This is a genomic window from Bradyrhizobium sp. CCBAU 45384 (assembly GCF_028128665.1).
Classification (GTDB): Bacteria; Pseudomonadota; Alphaproteobacteria; order Rhizobiales; family Xanthobacteraceae; genus Bradyrhizobium; species Bradyrhizobium manausense.
In genome coordinates this window covers 359,070-384,481 of record NZ_LBIZ01000116.1, presented here as the reverse complement: position 1 = coordinate 384,481, position 25,412 = coordinate 359,070, and the positions used below count along the sequence as shown (strand labels likewise).

Genomic DNA, 25,412 nt, shown 5'->3' with positions numbered 1-25,412 from the left:
GTACGGGAGAAACAGCCATGTTCAAGGAAAATCTTCTGGCTGGTCGGCGCATTCTCGTGACCGGCGGCGGCACCGGGCTCGGCAAGTCGATGACGGCGCGCTTCCTCGAACTCGGCGCCGAGGTGCACATCTGCGGCCGGCGCAAGATCGTCTGCGACGAGACGGCGATCGAGCTGATGGGTGAGTATGGCGGGCGCGTCACCAGCCACGGCGTCGATATTCGCAACGCGCTCGCCGTCGAGGAGATGATCGACAACATCTTTCGCGACGCGCCATTGACTGATCTCATCAACAACGCTGCGGGCAATTTCATCTCGCGCACGGAAGAGCTGTCGCCGCGCGGCTTCGATGCGGTCGCCAACATCGTCATGCACGGCACGTTCTACGTGACCCATGCGGTCGGCAAACGCTGGATCGCGCTGAAGCAGCCCGGCAACGTCGTCTCGATCACCACGACCTGGGTGCGCAACGGCTCGCCCTATGTGGTGCCGTCGGCCATGAGCAAGTCGGCGATCCACGCCATGACGATGTCGCTGGCGACCGAATGGGGCCGCCACGGCATCCGCCTCAACACCATCGCACCCGGGGAAATTCCGACCGAAGGCATGAGCAAGCGCATCAAGCCCGGTGACGAGGCCGGCGCGCGCACCAAGGCGATGAATCCGATGGGCCGGGTCGGGACCATGGAGGAGCTGCAGAACCTCGCGGTGTTCCTGATCTCCGGCGGCTGCGACTGGATCAATGGCGAGACCATCGCCATGGACGGCGCCCAGGCGCTCGCCATGGGCGGCAATTTCTACCAGCTCCGCGACTGGAGCGACGACGACTGGAAGGCCGCGCGCGAGAGCATCATGGCGCAGAACGAGAAGGACCGGGCGAAGCGGGGGTAGTCTCTCTCTGTGTAGAGAGCAGCACGGAAGTTTCGCTCCGCGCTCAAGCGTCGTCCCGGCGAAGGCCGGGACCCATACTCACCGAGAGTAGTCTGGCGAAGGCTGGTCGTGACCTGTCTTCGCAAAATTGTGTTCAGTGGTTATGGGTCCCGGCCTTCGCCGGGACGACGACGTTGAGAGAGTAGCGCCCTCCCCACCTTGTCTTCACCCGCGGATGACGCCACACTCCCCAGCCATAAAAACAAAACACCGCGGGAGAAACATGTCTACACAGCCATTGGCTGACCTCGCCGACATGGTGCGCGAGCGCGCCAAGAGCCGCGGCAACGCGACCGCCTTCGAGTTTGAGGGCCGCGTGACCAGCTTTGCCGAATTCGACGTCAACACCAACAAGGTCGCCAACGCGCTTCTCGCGATGGGCGTGAAGAAGGGCGACCGCATCGCCTATCTCGGCAAGAACAGCGATTTCTATTTCGAGCTGCTGATGGGCGCGATGAAAGCCGGCGTGGTGATGGCGCCGGTGAACTGGCGGCTCGCAGGACCCGAGGTCGCCTTCATCGTTTCCGACTGCAAGGCGCCCGTGCTGTTCGTGGGACCGGAATTCATCACGCAAATCCGTCAGATCAGGGACCAAATCCCGGGCGTGCGCACGATCATCACGACCGAGGGCGGCGCGCCGGAGTGGCAGGATTTCACGGCCTGGCGGGACGCGCAGAGCGGCGACGACCCGAAGGTTGCGATCGACACCCGCGACATCGCGATCCAGCTCTACACGTCAGGCACCACGGGCAAGCCAAAGGGCGCGATGCTGAGCCATGCAAACTTCCTCAACCTCGTGCAGACAGGCAATGCCGAGGACAAGCCGGAATGGAACCGGTGGTCGACCGACGACGTGTCGCTGGTCGCGATGCCGATCTTCCACATCGGCGGCTCGGGGTGGGGCGTGATGGGGCTCTATCACGGCGCGCGCGGCGTGATCGCGCGCGAATTCGATCCGACCAAGGTGCTGGATTTCTTCGAGCAGTCGGGCATCACTAAACTGTTCATGGTGCCGGCCGCGATGCAGTTCGTGGTGCGCCAGCCGCGCGCCAAGACGGTCGACTTCTCGCGGCTGAAATACATGCTGTACGGCGCCTCCCCCATTCCGGCGGCGCTGCTGAAGGAATGCATCGAGGTCTTCAAATGCGGCTTCGTGCAGATGTACGGCATGACCGAGACGACAGGCACCATCGTCGCACTGCCGCCGGAGGACCATATCGAGGGGCTGGAGCGGATGCGCTCGGCCGGCAAGGCGCTGCCGGGCGTCGAGATCGCGATTCTGGATGCTGACGGCCAACCTCTGCCACCGCGCCAGGTCGGCGAGATCGCGACGCGCTCCGGCTCCAACATGGCCGGCTATTGGAATTTGCCGGAGGCGACCGCCACAACGCTGCGCAGCGACGGCTGGCTGCGTACGGGTGATGCCGGCTACATGGACGAGGACGGCTACCTCTACATCCACGATCGCATCAAGGACATGATCATCTCCGGCGGCGAGAACATCTACCCCGCCGAAGTCGAGAGCGCGCTGTGCGATCATCCCGACGTCGCCGAAGCCGCGGTGATCGGCGTGCCCGACGACACCTGGGGCGAAGCGGTGAAGGCGGTCGTGGTGATGAAGCCGGGCAAGCAGGCAACCGCCACCGACATCATCAACTTCACCCGAACGCGCATCGCCGGCTACAAGACGCCGAAGAGCGTGGAGTTCTTGCCGGCGCTGCCGCGGAATCCGTCAGGGAAGATTTTGCGGCGGCAATTGAGGGAGCCGTATTGGACGGGGAAGGATAGACGGGTGAATTGATCCGCAGGTGCCGTAGGGTGGGCAAAGGCGCGAAGCGCCGTGCCCACCATCTCGTTCCGTATTCAAGGGATCGTGGGCACGCTTCGCTTTGCCCACCCTACGGCACCGGTGCAAGCCTCAATGCTTCCCCGGACCCATATAGCCGAACAGGAAACCCGCCACTTTGCGCATCTGGATCTCCTCACTGCCCTCGGTGATGCGGTAACGCCGGTGATGCCGATAAATGTGCTCGAACGGCTTGTGGCGTGAATAGCCCATGCCGCCGTGGACCTGCATGGCGCGGTCGGCCGACTCACAACAAAGACGGTTTGCAATATAGTTGCACATCGAGACACGGTCGGAGAGCGTGCGCTCGATCTGCTCCTCGGTGAGCTGGTCCATCTCCCAGGCGGTCTTGCGGATCAACAGGCGCAGCATCTCGGCTTGGGTCGCAAGCTCAACCAGCGGAAACTGGATCGCCTGGTTCTCGGCAAGCGGCTTGCCGAACGGCTTTCGCTCACGGGCGTATCTGACGCTCTCGTTAATGCAGTAGACGGCAGCGCCCAGCGAGCTCGCGGCCTGGCGGATGCGGTTTTGATGGACAAAGCATTGCGCCAGCGACAGCCCGCGGCCGACCTCGCCGAACAGTGCATCTTCAGGCACGAACACGTCCGTAAAGCTGACACGGGGATGGTCGGTCGGCATGTTGAAGGTCCACATATATTCCTCGACCTTCACGCCGTGGCTCTTGGCCGGCACCAGGAAGCAGGTGATGCCGCGCGCGTCGCCGTCATTGCCTGACGTGCGCGCGAACAGCGCGCAATGCGTGGCGACATGCATGCCCGTCGTCCACATCTTCTCGCCGTTGATGATCCAGCCCTTGACGTTGTCTCTGACCGCAGGCACCGCACGCGTCTCCATATGCGTGGCGTCCGAGCCGTGATGCGGCTCGGTCAGGCCAAAGGTGATGCGGTACTTGCCCTTGATCGAGCCGTCGATCATCGCCTTCTGGTCGTCGCGGCCGTAGCGGTCGAGCATGGTGACGACGGGAAAGTTGCCGACGATGGAGTGCTCGTTCTGGAGGTCATTGTGGAGGCCAAGGCCCTTCGCGGCAAAATGCTCGCGGATCACCGCCATCCAGAGGTTGGAGCCGTCCTTGCCGCCATATTGCTTGGGCACCGGAAAGCGCAGATGGCCAGCCGCATCCGCAAGGTCTTTCGCCTTGCGCAGCAACGCTTCCCATTCATGCCGTGGCAGGCCGCCATTCTCGAAATCGGTGCGCGCCCATTCGCGGCGATGATCGAAAAAGCGGATGTTGTCGTCGACCTGTTCCAACGGCTTGATTTCGCGCTCAATGAAGCGATCGAGCTCTCCGAGATAGGCGACGAGATCGGCAGGCAGTGAGAAATCCACAGGTTCTCTCCCGGATCGATTTTATCGTTTTGCGTTAAGGCGCTAGGCGCGCTTTTGCTTCGCACGATTAAGGTGAGAAGAGCGCGCGCAAGTCAAGCAAGCCGACGCGTGTGAGGCGCGCAGGGCGCACCCGCGCAATTCGATGGCGCTCTCGCGCTGTGGCGCGATAGTATAATTCCATTATTCCTTCACGAGAAAATGCGGGAGCGCGCGATGGAGCTGAAATTTTCAAAGGTGGAGCGCAAGGGGCCGATCACGATCGTCACGCTGTCGCGGCCCGAGGTCTACAACGCGCTGCACATCGACGCGCATTTCGAGCTCAACAAGGTGTTCGACGATTTCGCCGCGGACCCCGAGCAATGGGTGGCCGTCGTCACCGGCGCCGGCGACAAGGCATTCTGCGCCGGCAACGATCTGAAATGGCAGGCGGCCGGCGGCAAGCGCGGCTGGGACAAGGGCGGCTTTGCCGGCCTCACCTCGCGTTTCGACTGCGACAAGCCGATCATCGCCGCGGTGAACGGCGTCGCCATGGGCGGCGGTTTCGAGATCGCGCTGGCCTGCGATCTCATCATTGCCTCGGAGAATGCGACCTTCGCCCTGCCCGAGCCGCGCGTGGGCCTTGCCGCACTCGCCGGCGGCCTGCACCGGCTGCCGCGTCAGATCGGCCTGAAGCGCGCCATGGGCATGATCCTCACCGCGCGTCATGTCAGCGCCAGGGAAGGTCATGAGCTCGGCTTCGTCAACGAGGTGGTGCCGCAGGGCGAGGCGCTCGCCGGCGCGCTGCGCTGGGCGGAAATGATCACGAAGAACTCGCCGATGTCGATCCGCGCCTCGAAGCAGACCATCCGGAAGGGCCTCGCCGTGTCGCTCGAGCAGGCGATCGAGGAGCAGCGGGACTATCCAGCGGTGAAGGCGATGGTAGCCTCGCAGGATTATATCGAGGGGCCGAAGGCGTTTTCCGAAAAACGGCCGCCGAAATGGGTGGGGAAATAGGCCTCTGTCATTCCGGGCGCGCCCGCTTGGGCGCGAGCCCGGAATCCATTGTACGTCAGTGACGGTGGACGAATGGATTCCGGGCTCGTCGCTACGCGACGCCCCGGAATGACGGCGGAGAGAGTGGCGCGGCCTATCCGCCTCGCGACAGCTCTCGCTTGTAGGATGCGTAATTCGGCTGATCGACCGCGAGCTTGTCCATCGTTGTCGCCCAGAGATGCTCCGCCAGCCCCGGCGTCGCGAGATCAACCTCGCCCTTCGCGATACGCTCCGCGAGCTCGCGATTAAGCTCCGTCACCGAGCCGTCAATACCAAGCAGCGCGCGCAGCCGCTCGACCTCCTTGGCGTCACTCCCCGCCTCCCGCGTCAGCTGTCGCGTGACGAGATCGAGGATGTTGATCGCAACGCGCAGCTTGAAAGCCTGATGGCCTGATATCAGCGGCGTGATGTCGTTGCGGAGGAAATCGGCGACCGCCTTGGTCAGCTCGATCGGCGTCGGTTCGTCCTGCATGCCTAATCTCCCCGCGGCGCGAGCAGCCGCAACAGATCGATCTCAGTCTCCGAGGCGCGGCGGCCGATCATGGCGCGCTCCATGGAATGATCCGGCCCCTCGCGGAACCGCTGCATCATGCCGCCGCACATGATGCCCCAACGCAGCGTCCCCATCACTTCCCAGAACCTGACGCGCGCTGCATCGACCTTGCGGCCGGCAGCTTCATAACCGGCGAACAGCTCCTCGCGCGAGCCAAAGCCGCCGACAGGCTTGTCGATCTCGCCAAAGCGCCATGAGTTCACACAGACCCAGCCAAGATCTTCCATGGGATCGCCGAGATGGGCGAGCTCCCAGTCCAGCACCGCCCGGACACCGTCGGCCCCGATAATGAGATTGCCGTTGCGGAAATCGCCATGGACCAGCGTCGTTTCAGTCGACGGGCCCGGATCGTGGTCGCGTAGCCACCTCAGCGCAAGCTCGAACACCGGCTTTGGCCAGTTCAGGCTGCGATAGTCGCGATCGAACTCCGAGATCTCCTGCGTCGCGCTACGGCTCCGCAAGCCGGGCAATTTCTCCAGCGGAAGCCGATGCAAGCCCGCGAGCACACCGCCGATCTGCCGCGCCAGGATGGGACGCGCCGCCGCGAATTCATCATCGCGGAGAATCTTGCGGGCAATGGTCTCGCCCTCGACCCGCCGCATGATGAAACCGGTGCCGAGATCGTCATCCGGCGTCAGCACATGCATCACGCGCGGCGACGGCACGCCGGCCTCGAAGGCCAGCTGCATCAGCTGCGCTTCCGCCGCAAGCCCCGCCGCGCGCGTTGGCGCAGCACCATAGCCCTTCGGCGAACGGCGCAGGATCGCGCCGATCGGGCCGTTGGGATGGGTGATGTCGAAGCGCCAGGTCTCCTGGCTGGCGCCGCCCGACAGCTTTGCCGCGGAGGTAGCGCCGGTTGCGCCCGGACACCAGCGCTGGACGCTGCGGGAAAGCTCCGCCTCGATCATTTGCCTTTGATCATTTGCCGTTGAATTTGGCCGGCCGCTTCTCGAGGAAGGCCCCGACACCCTCGCGGAAATCCTGGGTATCGCCGGCACGGAGCTGACACTGGAATTCGAGATTGAGCTGCTCTTCGAAGGAATTTTCCGGGCTATCCCAATAGAGCTTGCGGATCAGCGACAGAGCGACCGTCGGGCCACTGGCGAGGTCGCGCGCGAGCTTCATCGCCTCCTCCATCAGCACGCCGTCATCATAGACGCGGTTGACGAGGCCCCATTCCAGCGCCTTCTCGGCCGGCAGCCGTTCGCCCATCAGCGACAGCTCGACCGAACGCGCCTTGCCGATCAGCCGCGGCAACAGCCAGGTCGAGCCGCAATCCGGCACGAGGCCGATGCGGCGGAACGCTTGCAGGAAGTAAGAGGAACGCGCGCACAAGATCATGTCGCCGAGCAGCGCGAAGCTCATGCCGGCGCCGGCGGCGGGGCCGTTGACGGCGGTCACGATCGGGCAATGCAGGTTGCGGATGCGGCGCAGGAACGGATGGAAGCCGGTCTCCAGCGTCAAGCCGGCCTTGGTCTTCTTCGACTGGTCGTTGCGGCCTTGAAGATTTGCACCGGTGCAGAACGCGCGGCCCGCGCCGGTCAGAACGACGCAGCGCACCTCGTCCTTTTTCTCCTCGATCGCGTCGAGCGCATCGGAGAGGCCGCCCAGCATGTCCACGGAGACCGCGTTCATCACCTCCTGATGGTCGAGCTTGAGGATCGCGACCGCACCATCGAATTCGAGCGTGACGTGTTTGAACTGCATGGTTTCCTCGTCAGTTGCGGCGCGATGTTTCGCAGGCCGGAATTTGGTTTTGCCGGGGCGCATATTTGATTTTTGGCGCGGTCTTGTCCATGGTGATCATGGCATAACAAGCAATCTTGCGCGCAGGGGCTGATGCGCGACATACCAAGACGTCTTGCCAAAAACAGGAAACGCGCCACAAAATCCGGGGGAACGGGCAAATGTTTTCACACGTCATGATCGGCACCAACGATCTCGACAAGGCCAAGGCGTTCTACGACGCGCTGCTCGGCACGCTCGACGTGCGTCCGGCCAAGGTCGATGGTCACCGCATCTTCTACTTCACCAGGACCGGCGTGTTCTCGGTGACTAAGCCGATCAACGGCGAGCCGGCGACCTGCGCCAATGGCGGCACCATCGGCTTTGCCGCCAACTCGCCCGAGCAGGTCGACAGATGGCACGCTGCCGGCGTCGCCGCCGGCGGAACGCCGATCGAAAACCCGCCCGGCATCCGCGAGGGCGCGGGAAACAAGCTCTATCTCGCTTACTTACGCGATCTCGATGGCAACAAGATCTGCGCGATGCATCGGATGCCGAGCTGAGCTGCAGCAACCACCACTGTCATGCCCCGCGAAGGCGGGGCATCCAGTACGCCGCGACTTCTCGGTTCTATCATTGCGGCCTCTGGAATACTGGATCGCCCGGTCTTCGCCGGGCGATGACAGCGGAGAGTGAGGCGCGTGCCTGCCGCCTCCGTCCGCACCATTCAAACAACATTTCAAACGTCTCGCGAAAATTCCATCGCATGGCATGGCTCGCGCGAAAAAATACGCGCTCGCACTTTCGGGACGCTGCGACTATTCTCCCGGCCAACACGATCAGCGCCCCCGGGAGGAACAATGACAAAACACGCCTATATTCCCCGCACCACCAACTACACGCTCAATCCGGGCGATGAGCTCAATGACCTGCGCATGTCGGACCAGGTCCGGCCGCTCTACGATCACGTCAAGAAGTTCATCCGCGAGACGGTCGAGCCGATGTCGATCGAGTTCGCCAAGGCAGGCGAAGGCAAGGAGGACCGCTGGAGCTTTACGCCGAAGCAGCTCGAGGTGCTTGAGGTCGCCAAGAACAAGGCCAAGAAGGAAGGCCTCTGGAATTTCTTCCTGCCTGATGACGAGACCGGCCAGGGCCTGAAGAATCTCGATTACGCCTATATCGCCGCCGAGCTCGGCAAGAGCCCGCTTGCATCCGAGACCATGAACTGCTCGGCGCCCGACACCGGCAACATGGAGGTGCTGGAGCGCGTCGGCACCAAGGAGCAGAAGGAGAAGTGGCTGAAGCCGCTGCTCAACGGCGAGATCCGTTCGGCCTATGTCATGACCGAGCCGAACGTCGCCTCCTCCGACGCCAAGAACATCTCGACCACGGCCAAACTCGTCGGCGACGAATGGGTCATCAACGGCGAGAAGTATTACATCTCCGGCCTCGGCGACCCCCGCTGCAAGATCCTCATCGTGATGGTGAAGACCAATCCGGACGCAGCGCCGAGCAAGCAGCAGTCGCAGATCCTGGTGCCGCGCGATACGCCGGGCGTCGAGGTGCTCGGGCCCATGTACGTGTTCGGCCAGGACCATGCGCCGCGCGGCCACATGCATATGCGCTTCAACAATGTGCGCGTGCCGAAGGAGAACATGCTGCTCGGCGAGGGTCGCGGCTTCGAGATCTCACAGCTGCGCCTCGGGCCGGGCCGCATCCATCACTGCATGCGGACCATCGGCAAGGCCGAGAAGGCGCTGGACCTGATGGTGCAGCGTGGCCTCACCCGCGAGGCTTTCGGCAAGAAGATCGCCCATCTCGGCGGCAACATGCAGATCATCGCGCAGGCGCGCTGCGAGATCGAGGCGATGCGGCTGATGGTGCTGAAGGCGGCGAAGGCGATGGACGTGCTCGGCAACAAGGAGGCCCGCGTCTGGGTCTCCATGGTCAAGGCGATGGTGCCCGAGCGCGCCTGCAAGATCATCGACCAGGCGATCCAGATGCACGGCGCCACCGGCATCTCGCACTGGACCCCGCTGGCCGAGATGTACCAGGACGTCCGTCATTTGCGCTTTGCGGACGGTCCAGACGAGGTGCACTGGATGGTGGTCGGCCGCCACGAGCTGAGCATGGCGTAGAGGTCTCTCCTCTTCCCGCTCGGGAAGAGCCATAGGGTGGGCAGAGGCGCGCTCTTCGCGCGCCGTGCCCACCATCTCGGGCGTCACAAAGAGTGGTGGGCACGCTTTCGCTTTGCCCACCCTACGCAGTTCGAGCTACGTCGCCGGCGCGAGCTTGTCCTGCGTCTTGGTCTCGAAATCGGATGCGTCGTGGCGCTCGTGGAGCTGGCTGGCGGGATCGCCGGAGACACGGTTGACCATGCGGCCCCGCTTCACCGCGGGGCGCTTCGCGATCTCATCGGTCCAGCGCTGCACGTTCTTGTAGTCCTGCACGGACAGGAACTCGCCGGCGCCGTAGACCAGCCCCTTGGCGAGCGCGCCGTACCACGGCCACACCGCCATGTCGGCGATCGTATACTCCTTGCCTGCGAGATATTCGTTGTCGGCCAGACGCCGGTCGAGCACGTCGAGCTGGCGCTTGACCTCCATCGCAAAGCGATCGATGGCGTACTCGATCTTGAACGGTGCGTAGGCGTAGAAATGGCCAAAGCCGCCGCCGAGATACGGCGCGCTGCCCATCTGCCAGAACAGCCATGACATCGCCTCGGTGCGGGTTTTGGTGTCCTTGGGCAGGAAGGCGCCGAACTTCTCGGCGAGGTAGAACAGGATGGAGCCGGATTCGAACACGCGGATCGGCTCGGGGCCGGAGCGGTCCATCAGCGCCGGGATTTTCGAGTTCGGGTTGATGTCGACGAAGCCACTGCCGAACTGATCGCCATTGCCTATTCTGATCAGCCACGCATCGTATTCAGCCCCCTTGTGGCCGAGCGCCAGAAGCTCCTCCAGCATCACCGTCACCTTCACCCCGTTCGGCGTCGCCAGCGAATAGAGCTGGAGCGGATGCTTGCCGACCGGCAGTTCCTTGTCGTGGGTGGGGCCGGCGATCGGCCGGTTGATGCTGGCGAACTGACCGCCATTCTCCTTGTTCCAGGTCCAGACCTTGGGCGGCACGTAAGGGGTATCGGTCATGCGATTGCTCCGGCGGAAAGATGCGCCTGCATTAATTAGCCCGCGAATAGCCGATCGCAAGCCCCGCCGGCTCTGCGTCCGGCGCGGGCCTCAGGCCATCGTCATGCAGTCCGGCCGGCCCAGCCTGCGCCACTGCTGATCTGGCCCACTCGACGACATCTTCCGGAGCCGAATGGTTCGTCCGCGACGCAACGCCTGCGCGCAAGATGCTCGCCCGAATCCGGCGTGGCATCATTGGCAAGGAAGGCCTGGCGTCGAACGGCCCGCCAAGCCAAACAAGAAGAGCACCACCAAGGCCGCCGGGGGAGAGGACCATGAAATCGCCGATCTGCGACATGCTGGGCATCGAGTTCCCGCTGCTCGCCTTCAGCCATTGCCGCGACGTCGTTGCCGCCGTCAGCCGCGCCGGCGGTTTCGGCGTGCTGGGCGCCACCGTCCACACGCCCGATACGCTCGAACGTGAGCTGAAATGGATCGACGATCACGTCGATGGCAAGCCCTACGGCATCGACGTCCTGATCCCGGAAAACATCTCTACATCAGGCGAAAAGCACGTCACCTGGAAGAGCCTGGAAGCGCGCGTGCCGCAGGAGCACCGCGCCTACACGCGCGACCTCTTGAAGAAGTACGACATCGAGCTGACGACGACAGAGGTGGACGACAACCAGCCGCAACCCTTCGATGCCGAGACCGCGCTGGAGCTGCTGAAAGTCTCGTTCAATCATCCGATCCGGCTGATCGCCAACGCGCTCGGCGTGCCGCCCAAGGCCATGATCGAGATGGGCAGGAAGCACAACGTGCCGGTTGCGGCCCTGGTCGGCGCCAAGGAGCACGCGCTGCGCCAGGTCGCGGCCGGCGTCGACATTCTCGTGGTGCAGGGCACCGAGGCCGGCGGCCATTGCGGCGAGGTCTCAACCATGGTTCTGGTGCCTGAAGTGATCAAGGCGATCAAAAAGGTTCGTGACGTACCGGTGCTGGCCGCCGGCGGCATCATGACGGGACGGCAGATGGCGGCCTGCATGGCGATGGGCGCAGCCGGCGCCTGGACCGGCTCGGTGTGGCTGGCGACAGTTGAATCCGAGACCAGCGAGATCTTTCGCGAGAAGATGATCGCGGCATCATCACGCGATGCGGTCCGCTCCAAGGGCCGCACCGGCAAGCCGGCGCGGCAGCTTCGCTCGGTCTGGACCGATGCCTGGGACCGCGCCCCCGAAAGCCCGGGCGCGCTGCCGATGCCGCTGCAAAGCATCGTCAGCCGCGACGCCTTCGATTCGATCGACCGGGCAGCTGCCGCCGGCAACGCCAAGGCGCGCGATCTCGTCAGCTATTTCGTCGGCCAGGGCGTCGGATTGATCGACAGCGTGAAATCGGCCGGCGCCGTGGTGCAGGAGTTCAAGGAAGAGTTTGCCGAAGCCATCGAGCACATGAATGCGCTGGTGGCGGAGTGACGGTGTACGTGGCCAGAGCAACGCCCCGCAGCCCATCCTTCGAGGCTCGCCCGCCGGCGCGTTGCGCCGCCGGCCTCGCACCTCAGGATGACGCTTCCTCCGTAGCCGTCACCCTGAGGTGGCCGCTTCTTCAGCGGCCCTCGAAGGGCGACGGCGTGCCCAAGACCTGAAACGTAAAGCAAGAAGAAATGACCAGTTTCCCCATCCCCGATCACCGCATCCCCGTCATCGTCGGCATCGGCGAGATCGTCGACCGCCCCAAAGAGATCACCGACGGCCTCGAACCGCTCGACCTGCTCGAACGGGCCTTGCAGCGCGCAGAAGCCGACGCCGGCGCAAGGCTGATCGGTGAGGTGCAGTCGCTCGACGTCGTCAACTTCCTGAGCTGGCGCTATCGCGATCCGGAGAAGCTGCTGGCGCAACGGCTCGGCATCACACCGACGCATTGCTATTACGGCCCGGTCGGCGGCGAGAGCCCGATCCGCTACATCCACGAGGCGGCAAAGCGCATCGCGCGCGGTGAGTGCACGGTAGCTGCCGTCTGCGGCGCCGAGGCGCAATCGACCGCGACGAAAGCCGATCGCGCCGGTGTCAAGCTGCCATGGACACCGTTCGCCCATGACGTCGAAGAGCCCAAGCGCGGCGCAGCGTTCCAGAAGCCCTTGGCGGTGAAGCTCGGCGTATTCCGCCCCGTCACGGTCTATCCGTTCTACGAGGCCGCCTCCTCCGCGCATTGGGGCCAGACACCGCACCAGGCGATGGCGGAATCCGGCACACTGTGGTCGCGCTATTCGGAAGCCGCCGCGCAGAATCCAAATGCCTGGCTGAAGCGGCGCTATACGCCTGACGAGATCACGACGCCGACGGCGGACAACCGGCTGATCGCCTGGCCTTACAACAAGCTCATGGTCGCCAACCCCAGCGTCAACATGGGCGGTGCGCTGTTACTCACCAGCCTTGCCAAGGCGCGCGCGGCCGGGATCGCCGAAGACAAGCTGGTCTATCCGCTTGGCGGCGCTTCGGCCGAGGAGCCGCGCGACTATCTGCTGCGCGACCAGTTTTATGAGAGCCATCCGCAGAACGCCGTGCTGAAGGCCGCGATGGATCTCGCGGGCGGCGACGGCAAGAAGTTCGACGCGATCGAGCTCTATAGCTGCTTTCCGTGCGTGCCGAAGATGGCGCGGCGAACGCTCGGCCTTTCCGCCGACGTACAGCCGACCGTGACCGGCGGCCTCACCTTCTTCGGTGCGCCGCTCAACACCTACATGACGCATGCGGCCTGCGCCATGGTGCGCCGGATACGCGGTGGCGACAAGCTCGGCCTGCTCTACGGCCAGGGCGGTTTTGTTACCAAGCATCACGCGCTGGTCGTGTCGAAGATTGCGCCGCGCGAGGCGCTGGCGCAAGAGACGAGCGTGCAACGCGAGGCCGATCGCAACAAGGGCGCGGTGCCGCAGTTCGTCACGGAGGCCTCAGGCAAGGGCAAGGTCGAGAGCTTTACGGTGCTCTATGGCCGCGGCGGAGATGTCGAGCACGGCGTGGTGATGCTGCGGACGGAAGATGACCGGCGCACGCTGGCGCGGATTCCGGCGAGCGACGAGGGCACGCTAGGGCATCTGCTGAACATGGACCGCACGCCGGTCGGCTCGCTCGGCGACATCACGATGGCCGCCGACGGCGTGCCGGAGTGGCGGGTGGCTTGATCTCGTAGGGTGGGCAAAGCGAAGCGTGCCAACGTCTTGGCCATTTGATGAAAAGACGTGGGCACGGCGCAAGAGCGCCTTTGCCCACCCTACGAGACCGCGAGCTCGATCTCCCTGCCGAGATCGCGGGCGAGTTGGATGCAATTTAGCTCACGCCGCGCGAACGTTGGTCAGGAATTTGCTGACCTCGTTCTTCAGCCGGCTCGAATCGTTGGACAGCATCTGCGCCGCCGAGAGCACCTGCGAAGAGGCCGTGCCGGTCTCGGTCGCACCGCGCTGCACGTCGGTGATGTTGGAGGAGACTTGCTGGGTGCCCTGTGCCGCCTGCTGCACGTTGCGGGCGATTTCCTGGGTCGCGGCGCCCTGCTCTTCCACCGCGGCCGCGATGGCCGAGGAGATTTCCGAGAGACGCTCGATGGTCGAGGAGATCTCCTTGATGGCGCCGACCGAGTCGCTGGTCGCCGCCTGGATGCCGGAGATCTGCTGGCCGATCTCGCCGGTCGCTTTCGCGGTCTGCTCGGCGAGCGCCTTCACCTCGGAGGCAACCACCGCGAAGCCGCGGCCGGCTTCACCGGCGCGCGCCGCCTCGATGGTGGCGTTCAGCGCCAGCAGGTTGGTCTGGCCGGCAATGGTGTTGATCAGCTCGACGACATCGCCGATACGCGAGGCAGCCTTGGAGAGCTCGCTGACCCGCTCGGTGGTGGCGCGGGCCTGGCCGACGGCGTCGCCCGCCATCCGCGCAGATTCCTGCACCTGCCGGCTGATCTCGCCGACCGAGGAGGCCATCTCTTCGGTCGCGGAAGCCACCGACTGCACGTTGGTGGAGGCTTCTTCCGACGCAGCGGCAACCGTGGTCGCCATCCGCTGCGAGCGGTCGGCGGTCGAGGTCAGCGTCGAGGCGGAGGCCTCCAGCTGGCTCGAGGCCGACGACACGGTCTGGACGATCTCGCCGATCATGGTCTCGAACTCGCGGGTGATGTTGTCGACACGGCGGCCGCGCTCGATCTTGGCTTCGGCATCGGCGGCTGCTGCCTCGTCGGCGGCCTTCTTGGCGATCAGGGCCTCCTTGAAGACCTGAAGCACGTCGGCCATGGCGCCGATCTCGGTCTTCTCGCCCCGGTGCGGGACTTCGGCGGAGAGATCGCCGCGGCCGAGCGCCTGCATCGGCCGTGTGATCGAGTCGATGCCGCTGGAGACGTCCTGGACGAGGTAGAAGCCGACGCCGATGCCGGCGATCATGGCAGCACCGAGGATGACCGCGAGCAGCATGAACGCGAAGGAGTAGCTGTCGGCGGCATCCTTTGCCGCCTGATCACCACCCTTGGTGTTGAGCTCGATATCCTTCGCCAGGACTTCGTCAGACTTCAGACCGATCTTGTTGACGGTCTTGGCATTCAACTCATGCGCCGCGTGCGGGACCTTGCCAAACTCGTTGCGCGACAATTCCATGACGTCTTCGGCGCCCTTCTGGTATTCGCTCCACAGCTTCGACCACTCCGTATAGAGCGCCCGCTCTTCCGGCGAGGTGATCATCGCCTCGTAGGCCTTTCGGGATTTACCCAGCGCCTCGGTCACGACCGCCGCAGTCTTTTCCTGCGCCAGCTTATCGTCCAGCGTCTCGGACAGCATGTGCTCGCGAACGACGTTGCGATAGGTGATGACCGCGGCCCGCATCTCGCCAAGCACCCGCACGCTCGGCATCCAGCTCGTGGTGATGTCGACGGTATTGGCATTCATCGACCGCATCTTCATGACGGCGAGCAGGCCCATGCCGGCCATTGCGGCCAGCAGGAACGCCACGACACTGATGATCTTGGCGCGGATGGAGATGGTGGCGAGCATAATCAGGTCTCTTGTGCTGGCGCGGGCGCGTCCGGGTGTCTTAAGGATCAACCAAAGGGAGCTGCGCCGACATCTGGCCGAAGACCAAATGCGACGACTCCGCGCCGATAAGGAACCCGAAAGAGATGAACAGCGCGCTAAGAATGCCCTGCGCTCAGCGCATGAGCCTCATCGCATCCGAGAAAAACTCCGGCCCGCCGAAATTGCCTGATTTCAGTGCAAGCAGCATCTCACCTGCGGCAGCGCCAACAGCGCGCAGCACCGGGACGCCCGCCGCGATCTCCACTCCGACGAGAAACCCGGGAATCCTCAATCGGTCGACGACGGCCCCGGACGTCTCACCGCCCGCGACGATCAGTCGCCGCACGCCTGATTTCACGAGATTTTCCGCGATGTCGGCCATCGTCTGCTCGATCGCGTGTCCGGCGGCGTCGCGGCCGTGGCGCGCCTGAAGGGCAGCGACGTCGGCCGGCGTCGCGCTCGATGCAATCAGCACCGGCCCCTGGGCCAGTCGTTCCCTCGCCCAGTCCAGCGCGCGCTGCGCTTCATTTGTCCCCGTAAGAATACGGTCGGTGTCGAGATGCAGTACCGGCATGACGCGTTCGGCGTTGGCGATCTGCTGCAAGGTGGCTTGCGAGCAGCTTCCGGCGAGGCACGCCACCTGTCCGCCGACGGCGGCCCCCTGCTCGCTGCTGGCCGCGGCCGACTTGACCTTGCCGGTCGACACCAGCGCGCGGGCGAGCCCGAGGCCGATGCCGGAGGCGCCGACCGAGAGCCGATGCTCTGCGGCGACAAGGCCGATGGTCTCGAGGTCTCGGTCGAACACGGCGTCGATGATCGCGGCTCCAATGCCCTTGCCCGAGAATTCGGCAAGCCGGCTGCGCACGGCCTCCGCCCCGCGCGAGAGGGTCGCGAGATCGACGAGCCCGACCTGCGTCTTGCTCTGGCGCGCCAGCACGCGCACCAGGTTGGAATCGCGCATCGGGTTGAGCGGGTGGTCCTTCAGCGGGCTCTCGTTCAGCGGCACGGCGCCGACGAACAGATTGCCCTGATAGACGGTGCGGCCGGTCTCGGGAAAGGCCGGCGTCACCAGCACGACGGCCTCGCCGCAATCGGCACGCAGCGCATCCATGACCGGGCCGATATTTCCGGCATCCGTGGAGTCGAAGGTCGAGCAGATCTTGAACAGCACATGGCTCGCGCCGCGGCTGCGCAGCCATGTCTCGGCCGCCCGCGAGCGCGACACCGCGAGCCCCGCCTCGATCGAGCGGCTCTTCAGCGACACCACGACGGCGTCGACCTCGGGCAGATCAAGATCATCCGCGGGCACGCCGATGGTCTGCACGGTGCGCAGGCCCGCGCGCGTCAGCGTGTTGGCGAGATCGGAGGCGCCGGTGTAGTCGTCGGCGATGCAACCCAGCGCAAGTGTCACGATTTCACTCCCGCATAGGGCTTGAACCAGGCGAGACCATCAGTGGTCTTGCCGCGCGGATTGTATTCGCAGCCGACGAAGCCGGCATAGCCGAGCCGGTCGAGCTCTTCGAACAGGAATGGATAGTTCAGCTCCTCGCCATCGGGCTCGTTGCGCGAGGGAATGCTGGCGACCTGGATATGGCCGATGATCGGCATCATCTCGCGCAGGCGCATGGTCACGTCGCCATGGATGATCTGGCAGTGATAGATGTCGAACTGGAGCTTCAAGTTGGGCAATCGCAGCTCCTGGATCAAATCGCGCGCGAAGCCGAAATCGTTGAGGAAGTAGCCGGGCACGTTGCGCGGATTGATCGGCTCGAGCACGATGTCGATGCCGTGGGCTGCGAAGAACTCGGCGGCCCATGCGACCGATTTGTAGAAGGCCTCGATCGCGAGGCGTTCGCCGCGGTTGGCGATGCCCGCCATCAAATGCAGCCGCTTCACGCCGGTGGCCCTGGCGTAGGGCAGCGCCGTCTCCAGGCTCGCCTTGAGATCATTGAAGCGCGAGGGAAGCGCTGCAAAACCTTTCTCACCCGCGTTCCAGTCGCCCGGCGGCAAATTGAACAGCGCCTGCGTCAGGCCGTTGCGCTTGAGCCGCTCGGCCACCGCTTCCACCGGATGCTCATAAGGAAAGAGAAATTCAACGGCGGTGAATCCGGCCTGCGCGGCCGCATCAAAGCGATCGAGGAACGGCACCTCGGTGAACATCATCGAAAGGTTGGCGGCGAAACGGGGCATTGCAGATCCTCTTACTTGTCGCCGGGAAGCTTGACGCCGGTGACCTGCGCATACATGCGCGCCACCGAAGCGTCGTCGTCGCGGCCCATGCCTGCGGCTGAGGTCATCAGGAACATCTGCAGCGCGGCGGCCGAGACCGGCACCGGGAATCTGGCGCTGCGCGCCATGTCCTGGATGATGCCGAGATCCTTCACGAAAATCTCGACGGCACTGCGCGGCGTGTAATCGCCGTCGAGCACGTGCGGCATGCGGTTCTCGAACATCCAGGAATTGCCCGCGGATGCGGTGATCACCTCATAGACCTTGCGGATGTCGAGGCCTTGCTTGGCCGCAAACGCCATCGCCTCCGAGGCAGCCGCGATGTGGACGCCGGCAAGCAGCTGGTTGATCATCTTGAACGCGGCGCCCTGGCCTGCGGCATCGCCGAGCTCGTAGAGCTTGGCCGCCATGGCATCGAGCGCGGGGCGCGCTTTGGCGAAGGCGGCCGCACTGCCGGAGGCGAGGATCGTCAGCTCGCCTTGCGCCGCCCGCTGCGCGCCGCCGGAGATCGGCGCATCCAGATAGTGCCGGCCGGTCGCTTCCAATTGCCTGGCGAGACGCCGCGCGACGTCAGGATCCATGGTGGCGGAGGAAATGAAGACGCTGTCCTTTGGCAGGGTTTCGGCGACGCCGCCCTTGCCGAACAGGATCGTGTCGGTCTGCGCCGCATTGACGACGACGCTGACGACGATGTCGGCGCCCTTGGCCGCCTCGGCCGGCGTTGAAGCGCCGGCACCGCCGTCCTTGACGAAACGCGAAACCGCGTCGGCTGAAACGTCGCAGCCGGTCACGGCGTGGCCGGCCCGCTTCAGCGAGGTCGCCATGCCATATCCCATCGAGCCGAGCCCGATGACGGCGATGCGCTGATTTTGTGTCGTGGAGGCGGACATGCGACTGACCCTTCAACTAGACCTTGCGAACGTTTCCTGGAGGACCGCCTTTGCGGCGGCTCGTGATCTCGAATAACACGGCTTGGCCGCGCTGCCAAAGCGTGAGACAAGCAGGCATGACGGCCATGAAAACCGAAACGAGCATTGAAACAAGGCTACGCGAGGATATCTGCCGGTTCGGACGGTCCCTGTTCGAGCGCGGGCTGACGCCGGGCTCATCAGGCAATATCAGTGTCCGACTGGATGGCGGCGGCTGGCTGGTGACGCCGACCAATGCCTCGCTCGGCTTCCTCGATCCGGCAAAGCTGTCGCGGCTGGACGAGCAGGGCCGGCTGGTTTCGGGCGACGCGCCGACCAAGGAAGTTCCGCTGCACACCGCGCTCTACGACACGCGCGGAAGCGCACGGGCGATCGTGCATCTGCACTCCACGCATTCGGTCGCGCTCTCGATGCTGCCGGAGATCGATCCACGCGCCGCGCTGCCGCCGATGACGGCCTATTACCTCATGAAATGCGGCGCCACCGCGCTCGTGCCCTATTACCGCCCCGGCGATCCTGCGGTGGCCGATGCGATCAAGGGGCTGGCCGGGAAATATTCATCCGTATTGCTCGCCAATCACGGCCCTGTCGTCGCCGGCGACACGCTGGAAGCGGCCGTGTTCGCGACGGAGGAACTGGAGGAAACGGCGAAGCTGTATCTGCTGCTGCGCGGGTTGAACCCGCGGTATTTATCGCCGGAGCAGGTGAAGGATCTGGTGCAGGTGTTCGGGTTGACTTTGCCGGAGCACGAGCACGAGCATTAGAGCCCAGCTCTCTCCTCGTCATTGCGAGCGCAGCGAAGCAATCCAGAATGCCTCTGCGGAGAGACCCTGGATTGCTTCGCTGCGCTCGCAATGACGGAGGATGTGGCGATGGCCGCCCACCACACCCACCGTCGTCATCCCCGCGCAACCGCGAAGCGGTTGTCGCTGGAGGTGCGAGCCTTGCGATGCCCTTGCATCGCAAGGTGAAGCCTCGAAGGATGGGCTACAGGCGCGCGCGGCGCATCCTTCGAGGCGCGCAAGGGCGCGCACCTCAGGATGACGATTGAGGTTGTGGAGGCAGCCCTGGCGGCTACAGCCCCAGATACGCCTTCCGCACGTCTGGATTCCCCCTGATCTCCGCCGACGGGCCCTGCATCAGCACGCGGCCGGTTTGCAGGATGTAGGCGCGGTCGGCGATCTCCAGGCATTCGGCCATGCGCTGCTCGACGATCAGGACGGTCATGCCGGAATCCCGGATCAGCTTCACCGCCTGAAAAATCTCGTCGACCAGTTTGGGCATGATGCCCTGCGAGGGCTCATCCAGCATCAACAGCCGCGGCCGCGTCATCAGCGCGCGGCCGATGGCGAGCATCTGCTGCTCGCCGCCGGAGAGCGTCTCGGCGCGCTGCTCGAGCCGTTCGGACAGACGCGGAAACAGCTTGAAGACCAGATCGAGCGGTTCTTCGCGGTTGGCCTCGCCGCGATAGAGATAGCTGCCGAGGCGCAAATTGTCGCGCACGGACAGACGCGGGAACAGGCGGCGGTTTTCCGGGACATAGGCGATGCCCGCGGCCGTGATGTGATGCTGCGCCATGCCGTTGAGCAGCTTGCCGTCGAAGGTCACGGTGCCCGAGCGCGGACGCTCGGCACCGGCGATCGATTTGAGCAGCGTCGACTTGCCGGCCCCGTTGGCCCCGGCGACACAGACGATCTCGCCCTTGCTGACCTCGATGCTGACCGCGGAGATCGCGACCAGGCCCTGATAGGCGGTCGTGATTTCATGCACCGACAGCATGACGATCTCCCAGATATGCCTTGATCACCTTGGGATCGCGCACGACCTCAGAAGGCTTGCCCTCGACCAGGACCTTGCCGAGGTCGAGCACGATGGCGCGATCGACCAGCGGCATCACGATCTCCATGACATGCTCGACCATCAACACCGTGATGCCGGCATCGCGCACCTTGCGCACCAGTGCCACGCCGGTCTGCGCCTCGGTCGGCGTCAGGCCGGTGAGCACCTCGTCGAGCAGCAGCAGCTTTGGCTCGGTCGCGAGCGCGCGGGCGACTTCGAGACGGCGCTTCTCGGCCGGCACCAGATCGCTCGCGAGCACGTCGGCGCGCGCGGCAAGGCCGGTGAACTCCAGCACCTGGTGCGCCTTGCGGCGCGCCTCACGCATCACCGTGTTGCGGACGAGCGCACCGACAATGACGTTGTCGATCACGGTCATGGTCTCAAAACTCTTGACCACCTGGAAGGTGCGCCCCACCCCGCGCTGGCAGCGCTCGGCCGCCGGCAGATGGGTGACGTCCTCGCCATCGAACCAGATCGAGCCCTGCGTCGGCGGCAGCACGCCGGCGATGAGATTGAACAACGTCGACTTGCCGGCGCCGTTGGGACCGATCAGGCCGACGATCTCGCCGCGACCGACCGAGATCGAGACATCGCTGTTGGCGACGAGGCCGCCGAACCGTTGCCAGACGCCGCGGGTTTCAAGGAGCGCGGTCATCGCGTGGCTCCTTTCGCTTTCGAACGAGAGAGCAGGCTCACAAGCCCCTGCGGCAGCGCCAGCGAGATCAAGACGATCAGCGTGCCGTAGACGATGAGATCCACGCCGCGGCCGGAGCCGCCGATATAGGAGCGCGTCAGCTCCGTCATCGGGATCAGGATGGCCGCGCCAAGCACCGGCCCCCAGAGCGTGCCGATGCCGCCGAGCACAGCCGGCAGCGCCATCAGCAGCGAGAACTGGAAGCCCATCACGCTTTCAGGATCGATATAGGCGAGGAACTGCGCGTAGAAGGCGCCGCCGACGGCAACGAGGAACGCGGAGACCGCGGCCGCACCCATCTTGGAATTGAACACGACGACGCCCAGGCTCTCGGCGGCTTCCGGATTGTCCTTGACCGCGCGCCACCAGAAGCCCCATTTGGAGTCCTCCAGCCACCAGGTGACGAACCAGGCGATGCAGCACAGCGCCAGCGCGAAATAGAAATACGGCAGCTTGCTGCGCATGAACTGGAATTTCAGCCAGCTGTCGCCGCGTACCGGAATGGTGATCCCCATCGCAGCGCCCGCCCATTCCCAGTTCTGGAACAGCAGGAGCCCGATCTCGGCGATGACGATGGTCGCGATCACGAAGTAATGGCCGCGGAGGCGAAAGAAGGGATAGCCGAGCCCCATCGCGATAACAGCCGCGATCCCGCCGCCCGCCAGCATGCCGAACCAGGGCAACACGCCGAACTTGGTGAACAGCAGCTCGGTGGTGTAGGCGCCGATGCCGAAATAGAGCGCGTGGCCCAGCGAGATCTGTCCGCAATAGCCGGAGAGGATGTTCCAGCTCTGCGACAGCGCCGCATACATCAAGGTCAGGACCAGGATGTTCTGGACATAGACGTTCTTGATGAACAGCGGCGCGAGCGCGGCAAGCGCGGCCAGCACCGCGGCAATGATGAGATCGCGGCGGCGCCGCGCGGCAAAATTCTTGTCCATCACATCGACCCGAACAGGCCACGCGGCCGAATGAAGACGACGAGCAGGTACACGGCATAGATGCCGACCGACTTCAGCGACGGCGGCAGCATCAGGGCGGTGACCGCTTCAACCAGGCCGACAATGATACCGCCGGCAAAGGCGCCGAACACACTGCCGAAGCCACCGAGCGCCACCGTGACATAGGCAATCAGCGCAAAGGACGCGCCCACGTCGGGGTAGATATAGAAGAACACCGCCATGATCGCGCCGGCGAGACCGACCAGCGCAGCGCCAAGGCCCCAGCCGAATGCGAAGACGCGGTTCTTGTCGATGCCGACCAGTGCGACCGCACCGGGATCTTCACGCGTAGCCTCCAGCGCGCGGCCGAAATCGGTGCGATGGATGAAGAAGTAGAGGCCGGCAAAGGCGGCGATCGAGACCAGCGCACCGACCAGCTGGGGCTCCGGCAGGAAGATGCCCGCAACCGAGACGGTTTTGCCGCCGAGCCAGGACTGCGGAATGCTGCGATAGTCCGGCGTGAAGAACAGCTGGGCCAGTCCGCGCATGACGATGGCGAGACCGAACGTGGTGAAGATCTGCACCATGCCGGCATTGGTCTTGGCCCGCATCGCGAACCGTACGATCAACAGGTAGATCACCGCGCCGAACACGAACATCGCAGCCGCGACCAGCGGTGCCGAGAGCAAGGGATCGATGGCGAAAAACGCGAACAGGAAGAAGGACGCGTACATCGCGATCATCAGGAACTCGCCATGGGCGAAGTTCGTGACGTCCATCAGGCCGAAGATCAGCGCGAGGCCGACGGCGATCAGTCCGTAGAGCAGGCCCATCAACAGGCCGCTCGCGAGACTTTGGACAATGGTTTCGACTGTCAGCAACTTGTCCCCCAGAAAAAGCCCTCACCCCGAGGGGCGACATCGAACGCGCATCGCAAAGGACGGGCGTGCCCTCGTCTTAGCCGACGCGGCCCTCCGCCTTACTCCCCATGACCAGGATCGGAAGCTATCGTGCGAGCTTCCGATTCTTTCCTCACTTCATCGGCCAGACAGCTTCGGCTACCGCCGCCTGCGCCGGGAAGATGGTAACGAACTTGCCGCCGATATATTGCAGCAGCACCGGATCGGCGTCGTTGTTCTGGCCCATGTCATCGAACTTGACCCGCTTCCAAGGCATGATGGTCTGCTCGCCCGGAATGTCGGTTGCAGCCATCGCATCGCGGATCTTCTCGCCGTCAGTCGACTTGGCGCGGTTGATGGCGTCCGCAATCACGATCATCGCCATGAATTGCCGCGACGTGTTGTCGTTGAGATCCTTGCCCGACTTCGCCTTGAACAGATCGTTGATCTTGCCGACCATCGGCCGCTTGGCGGCGAGATCGAGCGAGAAGCTGCCGCGGGTGATCGCGCCGTCGAGCTTGTCGCCGACGGCATCGTAAAGGGCCTTTTCGGAGAAGCCGGCCGCCTGGGCCAGGATCGCGTTCGGCTTGTAGCCGAGCTCGGCCATGGTCTTGACCAGCAGGATGCCGTCCGTGGTGTAGCTCGAGGGCAGCAACACGTCGGCATTGGCGGCCTTGAGCTGCTGGACTTCAGCCGACAGCGACGGCGAGTTGGCGCGGTACTTGATGTCGGCGACGATCTTGTAGCCACGCTCGGTTGCGAGCTTGGTCTGGGCGTTGGCGGAGTCGGTGCCGAAGATCGTGTCTTCGTGGAACAGTGCCAGCGTATCGGCCTTGACGCCCTTCTTTTTCATCGAGTCGAGGAAGTCGAACATCGCCGCCGAGAACATCTCGTCATGCGGCGAAGCGCGGAAATAGTACTTCAGCCCGCGGCGATGCAGGCTGGGCGAGGAATTGTCCGCCGACAGGAACGGGACCTGGTAACGCTCGCAGATCTGGCTGACCGTGACCGCGACCGCGCTCTGATAGGAGCCGAGCACTGCGCAAACCTTCTCCTGGGTGATCAGTCGCTCGGCTTCGGCGCGTCCCTTTTGCGGGTCGCCCTGGTGGTCGGCGTACACCATGCGGATCTTGGCACCACCGAGACCCGGCAAGCCGACGCCCTTTGCCAGCGGAAGGACGAAGTCCTGATCGTTGTTGATGATGTCGATTGCGGTCTCGAATGCGCGCTGCGCATCGACACCGACCTGGGCGCCGGCACCCGACAGGGGATAGGTCGCGCCGATCACCACCTCGGACGTTTGCGCGCGTGCGGCTAGCGGCAGCAGTGCGGCAGCGGCGGTGGCTCCGAGCAGAACGTCGCGGCGAGTGATCGTCATTGGCTAAGTCCCCTGTTATTCGCGCGTATCGAATGAAACGATTGGCAAACTGCGTAAAGCCCGAAGAAGCAGCAAACGCTGCCTACTAAATCACGGCCATGTTCCTGTTCTTCAGATCCGTCACCAGCATCAAGCCGGGCGAATGCGTGATTGCGAAAGGTAGCTTGGCGGCGTTGATCACCGATTGCGGCGTCACGCCGCAGGCCCAGAACACCGGAATCTCGTCATCGGCAACAGGTACGGGATCACCATAATCAGGCTTGGCGATATCCTTGATGCCGATCAAATGCGGATGGCCGAGATGCACGGGGGCACCGTGCACGGCCGGATAGCGCGAGGTGATCTGCACCGCGCGGATCGCATCGGCCGGCTTGAACGGACGCATCGAGACCACCATCGGGCCGGCGAACGGCCCTGCTTCGCCACAGGCGATGTTGGTGCGGTACATCGGAACGCGCACGTTCTCTTCGATGTGACGGATCGGCATGCCCTCGTCGAGCAACGCCTCTTCGAACGAGAACGAGCAGCCGAGTACGAAGGTCACGAGATCGTCGCGCCAATAGCTGGTGACATCGGTAGGCTCGTCCACGACCTCGCCGTCACGCCAGACACGGTAGCGCGGCACGTCGGTGCGGATGTCGAGGTCGGCGCCAAGCGCGGGGATGTAGGGGCTGCCGACATCAGACATGCCGATGATCGGGCACGGTTTCGGATTGAGCTGGCAGAAGCGGTGGAAGGCGCTGGCGTATTCGGCGGGAAGGATCGCCAGATTGCCCTGGACGAAGCCAGGGGCGACCCCTGCGGTGGATCCGACCTGGCCGCCGCGATAGGCCAGCCGCGCCTGGCGGCTCGGGAGCGTGTCGGGCGTTTCAGTTTGCTGCACTGCCACCAAAACAGTCATTTCATCGACC

The 25,412-nt window shown here is 64.3% G+C and carries 23 protein-coding genes; 8 read left to right on the top strand and 15 right to left on the bottom strand.

Annotated elements, in window-relative coordinates:
- The first annotated feature begins 17 nt into the window (after positions 1-17).
- Positions 18-890 carry an SDR family oxidoreductase gene (locus XH80_RS31280; protein ID WP_271601912.1) on the top strand — a complete coding sequence of 291 codons (873 nt, stop codon included), beginning with the start codon at positions 18-20 and terminating at the stop codon, positions 888-890.
- 262 nt (positions 891-1,152) lie between these two features.
- The gene (locus XH80_RS31275; protein ID WP_271601911.1) at positions 1,153-2,730 is read left to right on the top strand and encodes a fatty acid--CoA ligase; all 1,578 of its coding nucleotides are present in this window, start codon (positions 1,153-1,155) and stop codon (positions 2,728-2,730) included.
- 117 nt (positions 2,731-2,847) lie between these two features.
- Here XH80_RS31275 and XH80_RS31270 read toward each other — a convergent pair whose 3' ends face one another.
- Positions 2,848-4,122 (bottom strand): acyl-CoA dehydrogenase family protein, encoded by a 1,275-nt coding sequence (locus XH80_RS31270; RefSeq protein WP_271601910.1) that lies wholly within the window; start codon positions 4,120-4,122, stop codon positions 2,848-2,850.
- Positions 4,123-4,335: 213 nt separating this feature from the next.
- Here XH80_RS31270 and XH80_RS31265 point away from each other — a divergent pair, with 213 nt between their 5' ends.
- Positions 4,336-5,115, top strand: a complete 780-nt coding sequence (locus XH80_RS31265; RefSeq protein WP_271601909.1) for an enoyl-CoA hydratase-related protein — start codon at positions 4,336-4,338, stop codon at positions 5,113-5,115.
- Positions 5,116-5,248: 133 nt separating this feature from the next.
- Here XH80_RS31265 and XH80_RS31260 read toward each other — a convergent pair whose 3' ends face one another.
- Genes XH80_RS31260 through XH80_RS31250 form a run of 3 tightly spaced genes read right to left on the bottom strand, consistent with a single transcriptional unit; the run spans position 5,249 to position 7,414 of the window.
- Positions 5,249-5,626, bottom strand: a complete 378-nt coding sequence (locus XH80_RS31260; protein ID WP_271601908.1) for a DUF6285 domain-containing protein — start codon at positions 5,624-5,626, stop codon at positions 5,249-5,251.
- A 2-nt stretch (positions 5,627-5,628) separates the two neighbouring features.
- Complete coding sequence (locus XH80_RS31255) at positions 5,629-6,615, bottom strand: phosphotransferase family protein (RefSeq protein WP_271601907.1); 987 nt, start codon at positions 6,613-6,615, stop codon at positions 5,629-5,631.
- A 10-nt stretch (positions 6,616-6,625) separates the two neighbouring features.
- Positions 6,626-7,414, bottom strand: a complete 789-nt coding sequence (locus XH80_RS31250) for an enoyl-CoA hydratase/isomerase (protein WP_271601906.1) — start codon at positions 7,412-7,414, stop codon at positions 6,626-6,628.
- Between the two features lie 200 nt (positions 7,415-7,614).
- On the opposite strand from XH80_RS31250, the gene XH80_RS31245 reads away from it, so the two are divergent.
- Together XH80_RS31245 and XH80_RS31240 are read left to right on the top strand one after the other, a co-directional pair.
- Positions 7,615-7,995 carry a VOC family protein gene (locus tag XH80_RS31245; protein WP_271601905.1) on the top strand — a complete coding sequence of 127 codons (381 nt, stop codon included), beginning with the start codon at positions 7,615-7,617 and terminating at the stop codon, positions 7,993-7,995.
- Positions 7,996-8,292: 297 nt separating this feature from the next.
- Complete coding sequence (locus XH80_RS31240; RefSeq protein ID WP_057753141.1) at positions 8,293-9,570, top strand: acyl-CoA dehydrogenase family protein; 1,278 nt, start codon at positions 8,293-8,295, stop codon at positions 9,568-9,570.
- Between the two features lie 135 nt (positions 9,571-9,705).
- Here the strand turns inward: XH80_RS31240 and yghU are convergent, their stop codons facing one another.
- Complete coding sequence (yghU, locus tag XH80_RS31235; protein ID WP_271601904.1) at positions 9,706-10,578, bottom strand: glutathione-dependent disulfide-bond oxidoreductase; 873 nt, start codon at positions 10,576-10,578, stop codon at positions 9,706-9,708.
- A 314-nt stretch (positions 10,579-10,892) separates the two neighbouring features.
- On the opposite strand from yghU, the gene XH80_RS31230 reads away from it, so the two are divergent.
- Positions 10,893-12,026 carry a nitronate monooxygenase gene (locus XH80_RS31230; RefSeq protein ID WP_271601903.1) on the top strand — a complete coding sequence of 378 codons (1,134 nt, stop codon included), beginning with the start codon at positions 10,893-10,895 and terminating at the stop codon, positions 12,024-12,026.
- Positions 12,027-12,214: 188 nt separating this feature from the next.
- The gene (locus XH80_RS31225) at positions 12,215-13,729 is read left to right on the top strand and encodes an acetyl-CoA acetyltransferase (RefSeq protein WP_271601902.1); all 1,515 of its coding nucleotides are present in this window, start codon (positions 12,215-12,217) and stop codon (positions 13,727-13,729) included.
- Positions 13,730-13,879: 150 nt separating this feature from the next.
- Here XH80_RS31225 and XH80_RS31220 read toward each other — a convergent pair whose 3' ends face one another.
- The 4 genes from XH80_RS31220 to ltnD form a co-directional block, all read right to left on the bottom strand.
- Complete coding sequence (locus XH80_RS31220; protein WP_271601901.1) at positions 13,880-15,571, bottom strand: methyl-accepting chemotaxis protein; 1,692 nt, start codon at positions 15,569-15,571, stop codon at positions 13,880-13,882.
- Positions 15,572-15,725: 154 nt separating this feature from the next.
- Positions 15,726-17,003 (bottom strand): 3-oxo-tetronate kinase, encoded by a 1,278-nt coding sequence (otnK, locus tag XH80_RS31215; RefSeq protein ID WP_271601900.1) that lies wholly within the window; start codon positions 17,001-17,003, stop codon positions 15,726-15,728.
- Entirely contained in the window at positions 17,000-17,782 is a 783-nt protein-coding gene (gene otnI, locus XH80_RS31210) for a 2-oxo-tetronate isomerase (RefSeq protein WP_271601899.1), read from the bottom strand. Before otnI ends, otnK begins: the two co-directional genes overlap by 4 nt.
- Positions 17,783-17,793: 11 nt before the next feature.
- Entirely contained in the window at positions 17,794-18,711 is a 918-nt protein-coding gene (ltnD, locus tag XH80_RS31205) for an L-threonate dehydrogenase (RefSeq protein WP_271601898.1), read from the bottom strand.
- Positions 18,712-18,827: 116 nt separating this feature from the next.
- On the opposite strand from ltnD, the gene otnC reads away from it, so the two are divergent.
- Positions 18,828-19,514, top strand: coding sequence for a 3-oxo-tetronate 4-phosphate decarboxylase (gene otnC / locus XH80_RS31200; RefSeq protein ID WP_271601897.1), 687 nt, complete (start codon positions 18,828-18,830; stop codon positions 19,512-19,514).
- A gap of 310 nt (positions 19,515-19,824) precedes the next feature.
- Here otnC and XH80_RS31195 read toward each other — a convergent pair whose 3' ends face one another.
- From XH80_RS31195 to XH80_RS31170, 6 genes are all read right to left on the bottom strand, one after another.
- The gene (locus XH80_RS31195) at positions 19,825-20,529 is read right to left on the bottom strand and encodes an ABC transporter ATP-binding protein (protein ID WP_271601896.1); all 705 of its coding nucleotides are present in this window, start codon (positions 20,527-20,529) and stop codon (positions 19,825-19,827) included.
- Positions 20,513-21,244 (bottom strand): ABC transporter ATP-binding protein, encoded by a 732-nt coding sequence (locus XH80_RS31190; RefSeq protein WP_271601895.1) that lies wholly within the window; start codon positions 21,242-21,244, stop codon positions 20,513-20,515. Before XH80_RS31190 ends, XH80_RS31195 begins: the two co-directional genes overlap by 17 nt.
- Complete coding sequence (locus XH80_RS31185; RefSeq protein WP_271601894.1) at positions 21,241-22,224, bottom strand: branched-chain amino acid ABC transporter permease; 984 nt, start codon at positions 22,222-22,224, stop codon at positions 21,241-21,243. Before XH80_RS31185 ends, XH80_RS31190 begins: the two co-directional genes overlap by 4 nt.
- Positions 22,224-23,102 (bottom strand): branched-chain amino acid ABC transporter permease, encoded by an 879-nt coding sequence (locus tag XH80_RS31180; protein WP_057753786.1) that lies wholly within the window; start codon positions 23,100-23,102, stop codon positions 22,224-22,226. Before XH80_RS31180 ends, XH80_RS31185 begins: the two co-directional genes overlap by 1 nt.
- Before the next feature lie 154 nt (positions 23,103-23,256).
- A complete protein-coding gene (locus tag XH80_RS31175; protein WP_271601893.1) occupies positions 23,257-24,501 on the bottom strand; it encodes an ABC transporter substrate-binding protein in 1,245 nt (414 codons plus the stop codon).
- An 85-nt stretch (positions 24,502-24,586) separates the two neighbouring features.
- Positions 24,587-25,402, bottom strand: a complete 816-nt coding sequence (locus XH80_RS31170) for a putative hydro-lyase (protein ID WP_271601892.1) — start codon at positions 25,400-25,402, stop codon at positions 24,587-24,589.
- Positions 25,403-25,412 lie beyond the last annotated feature (10 nt).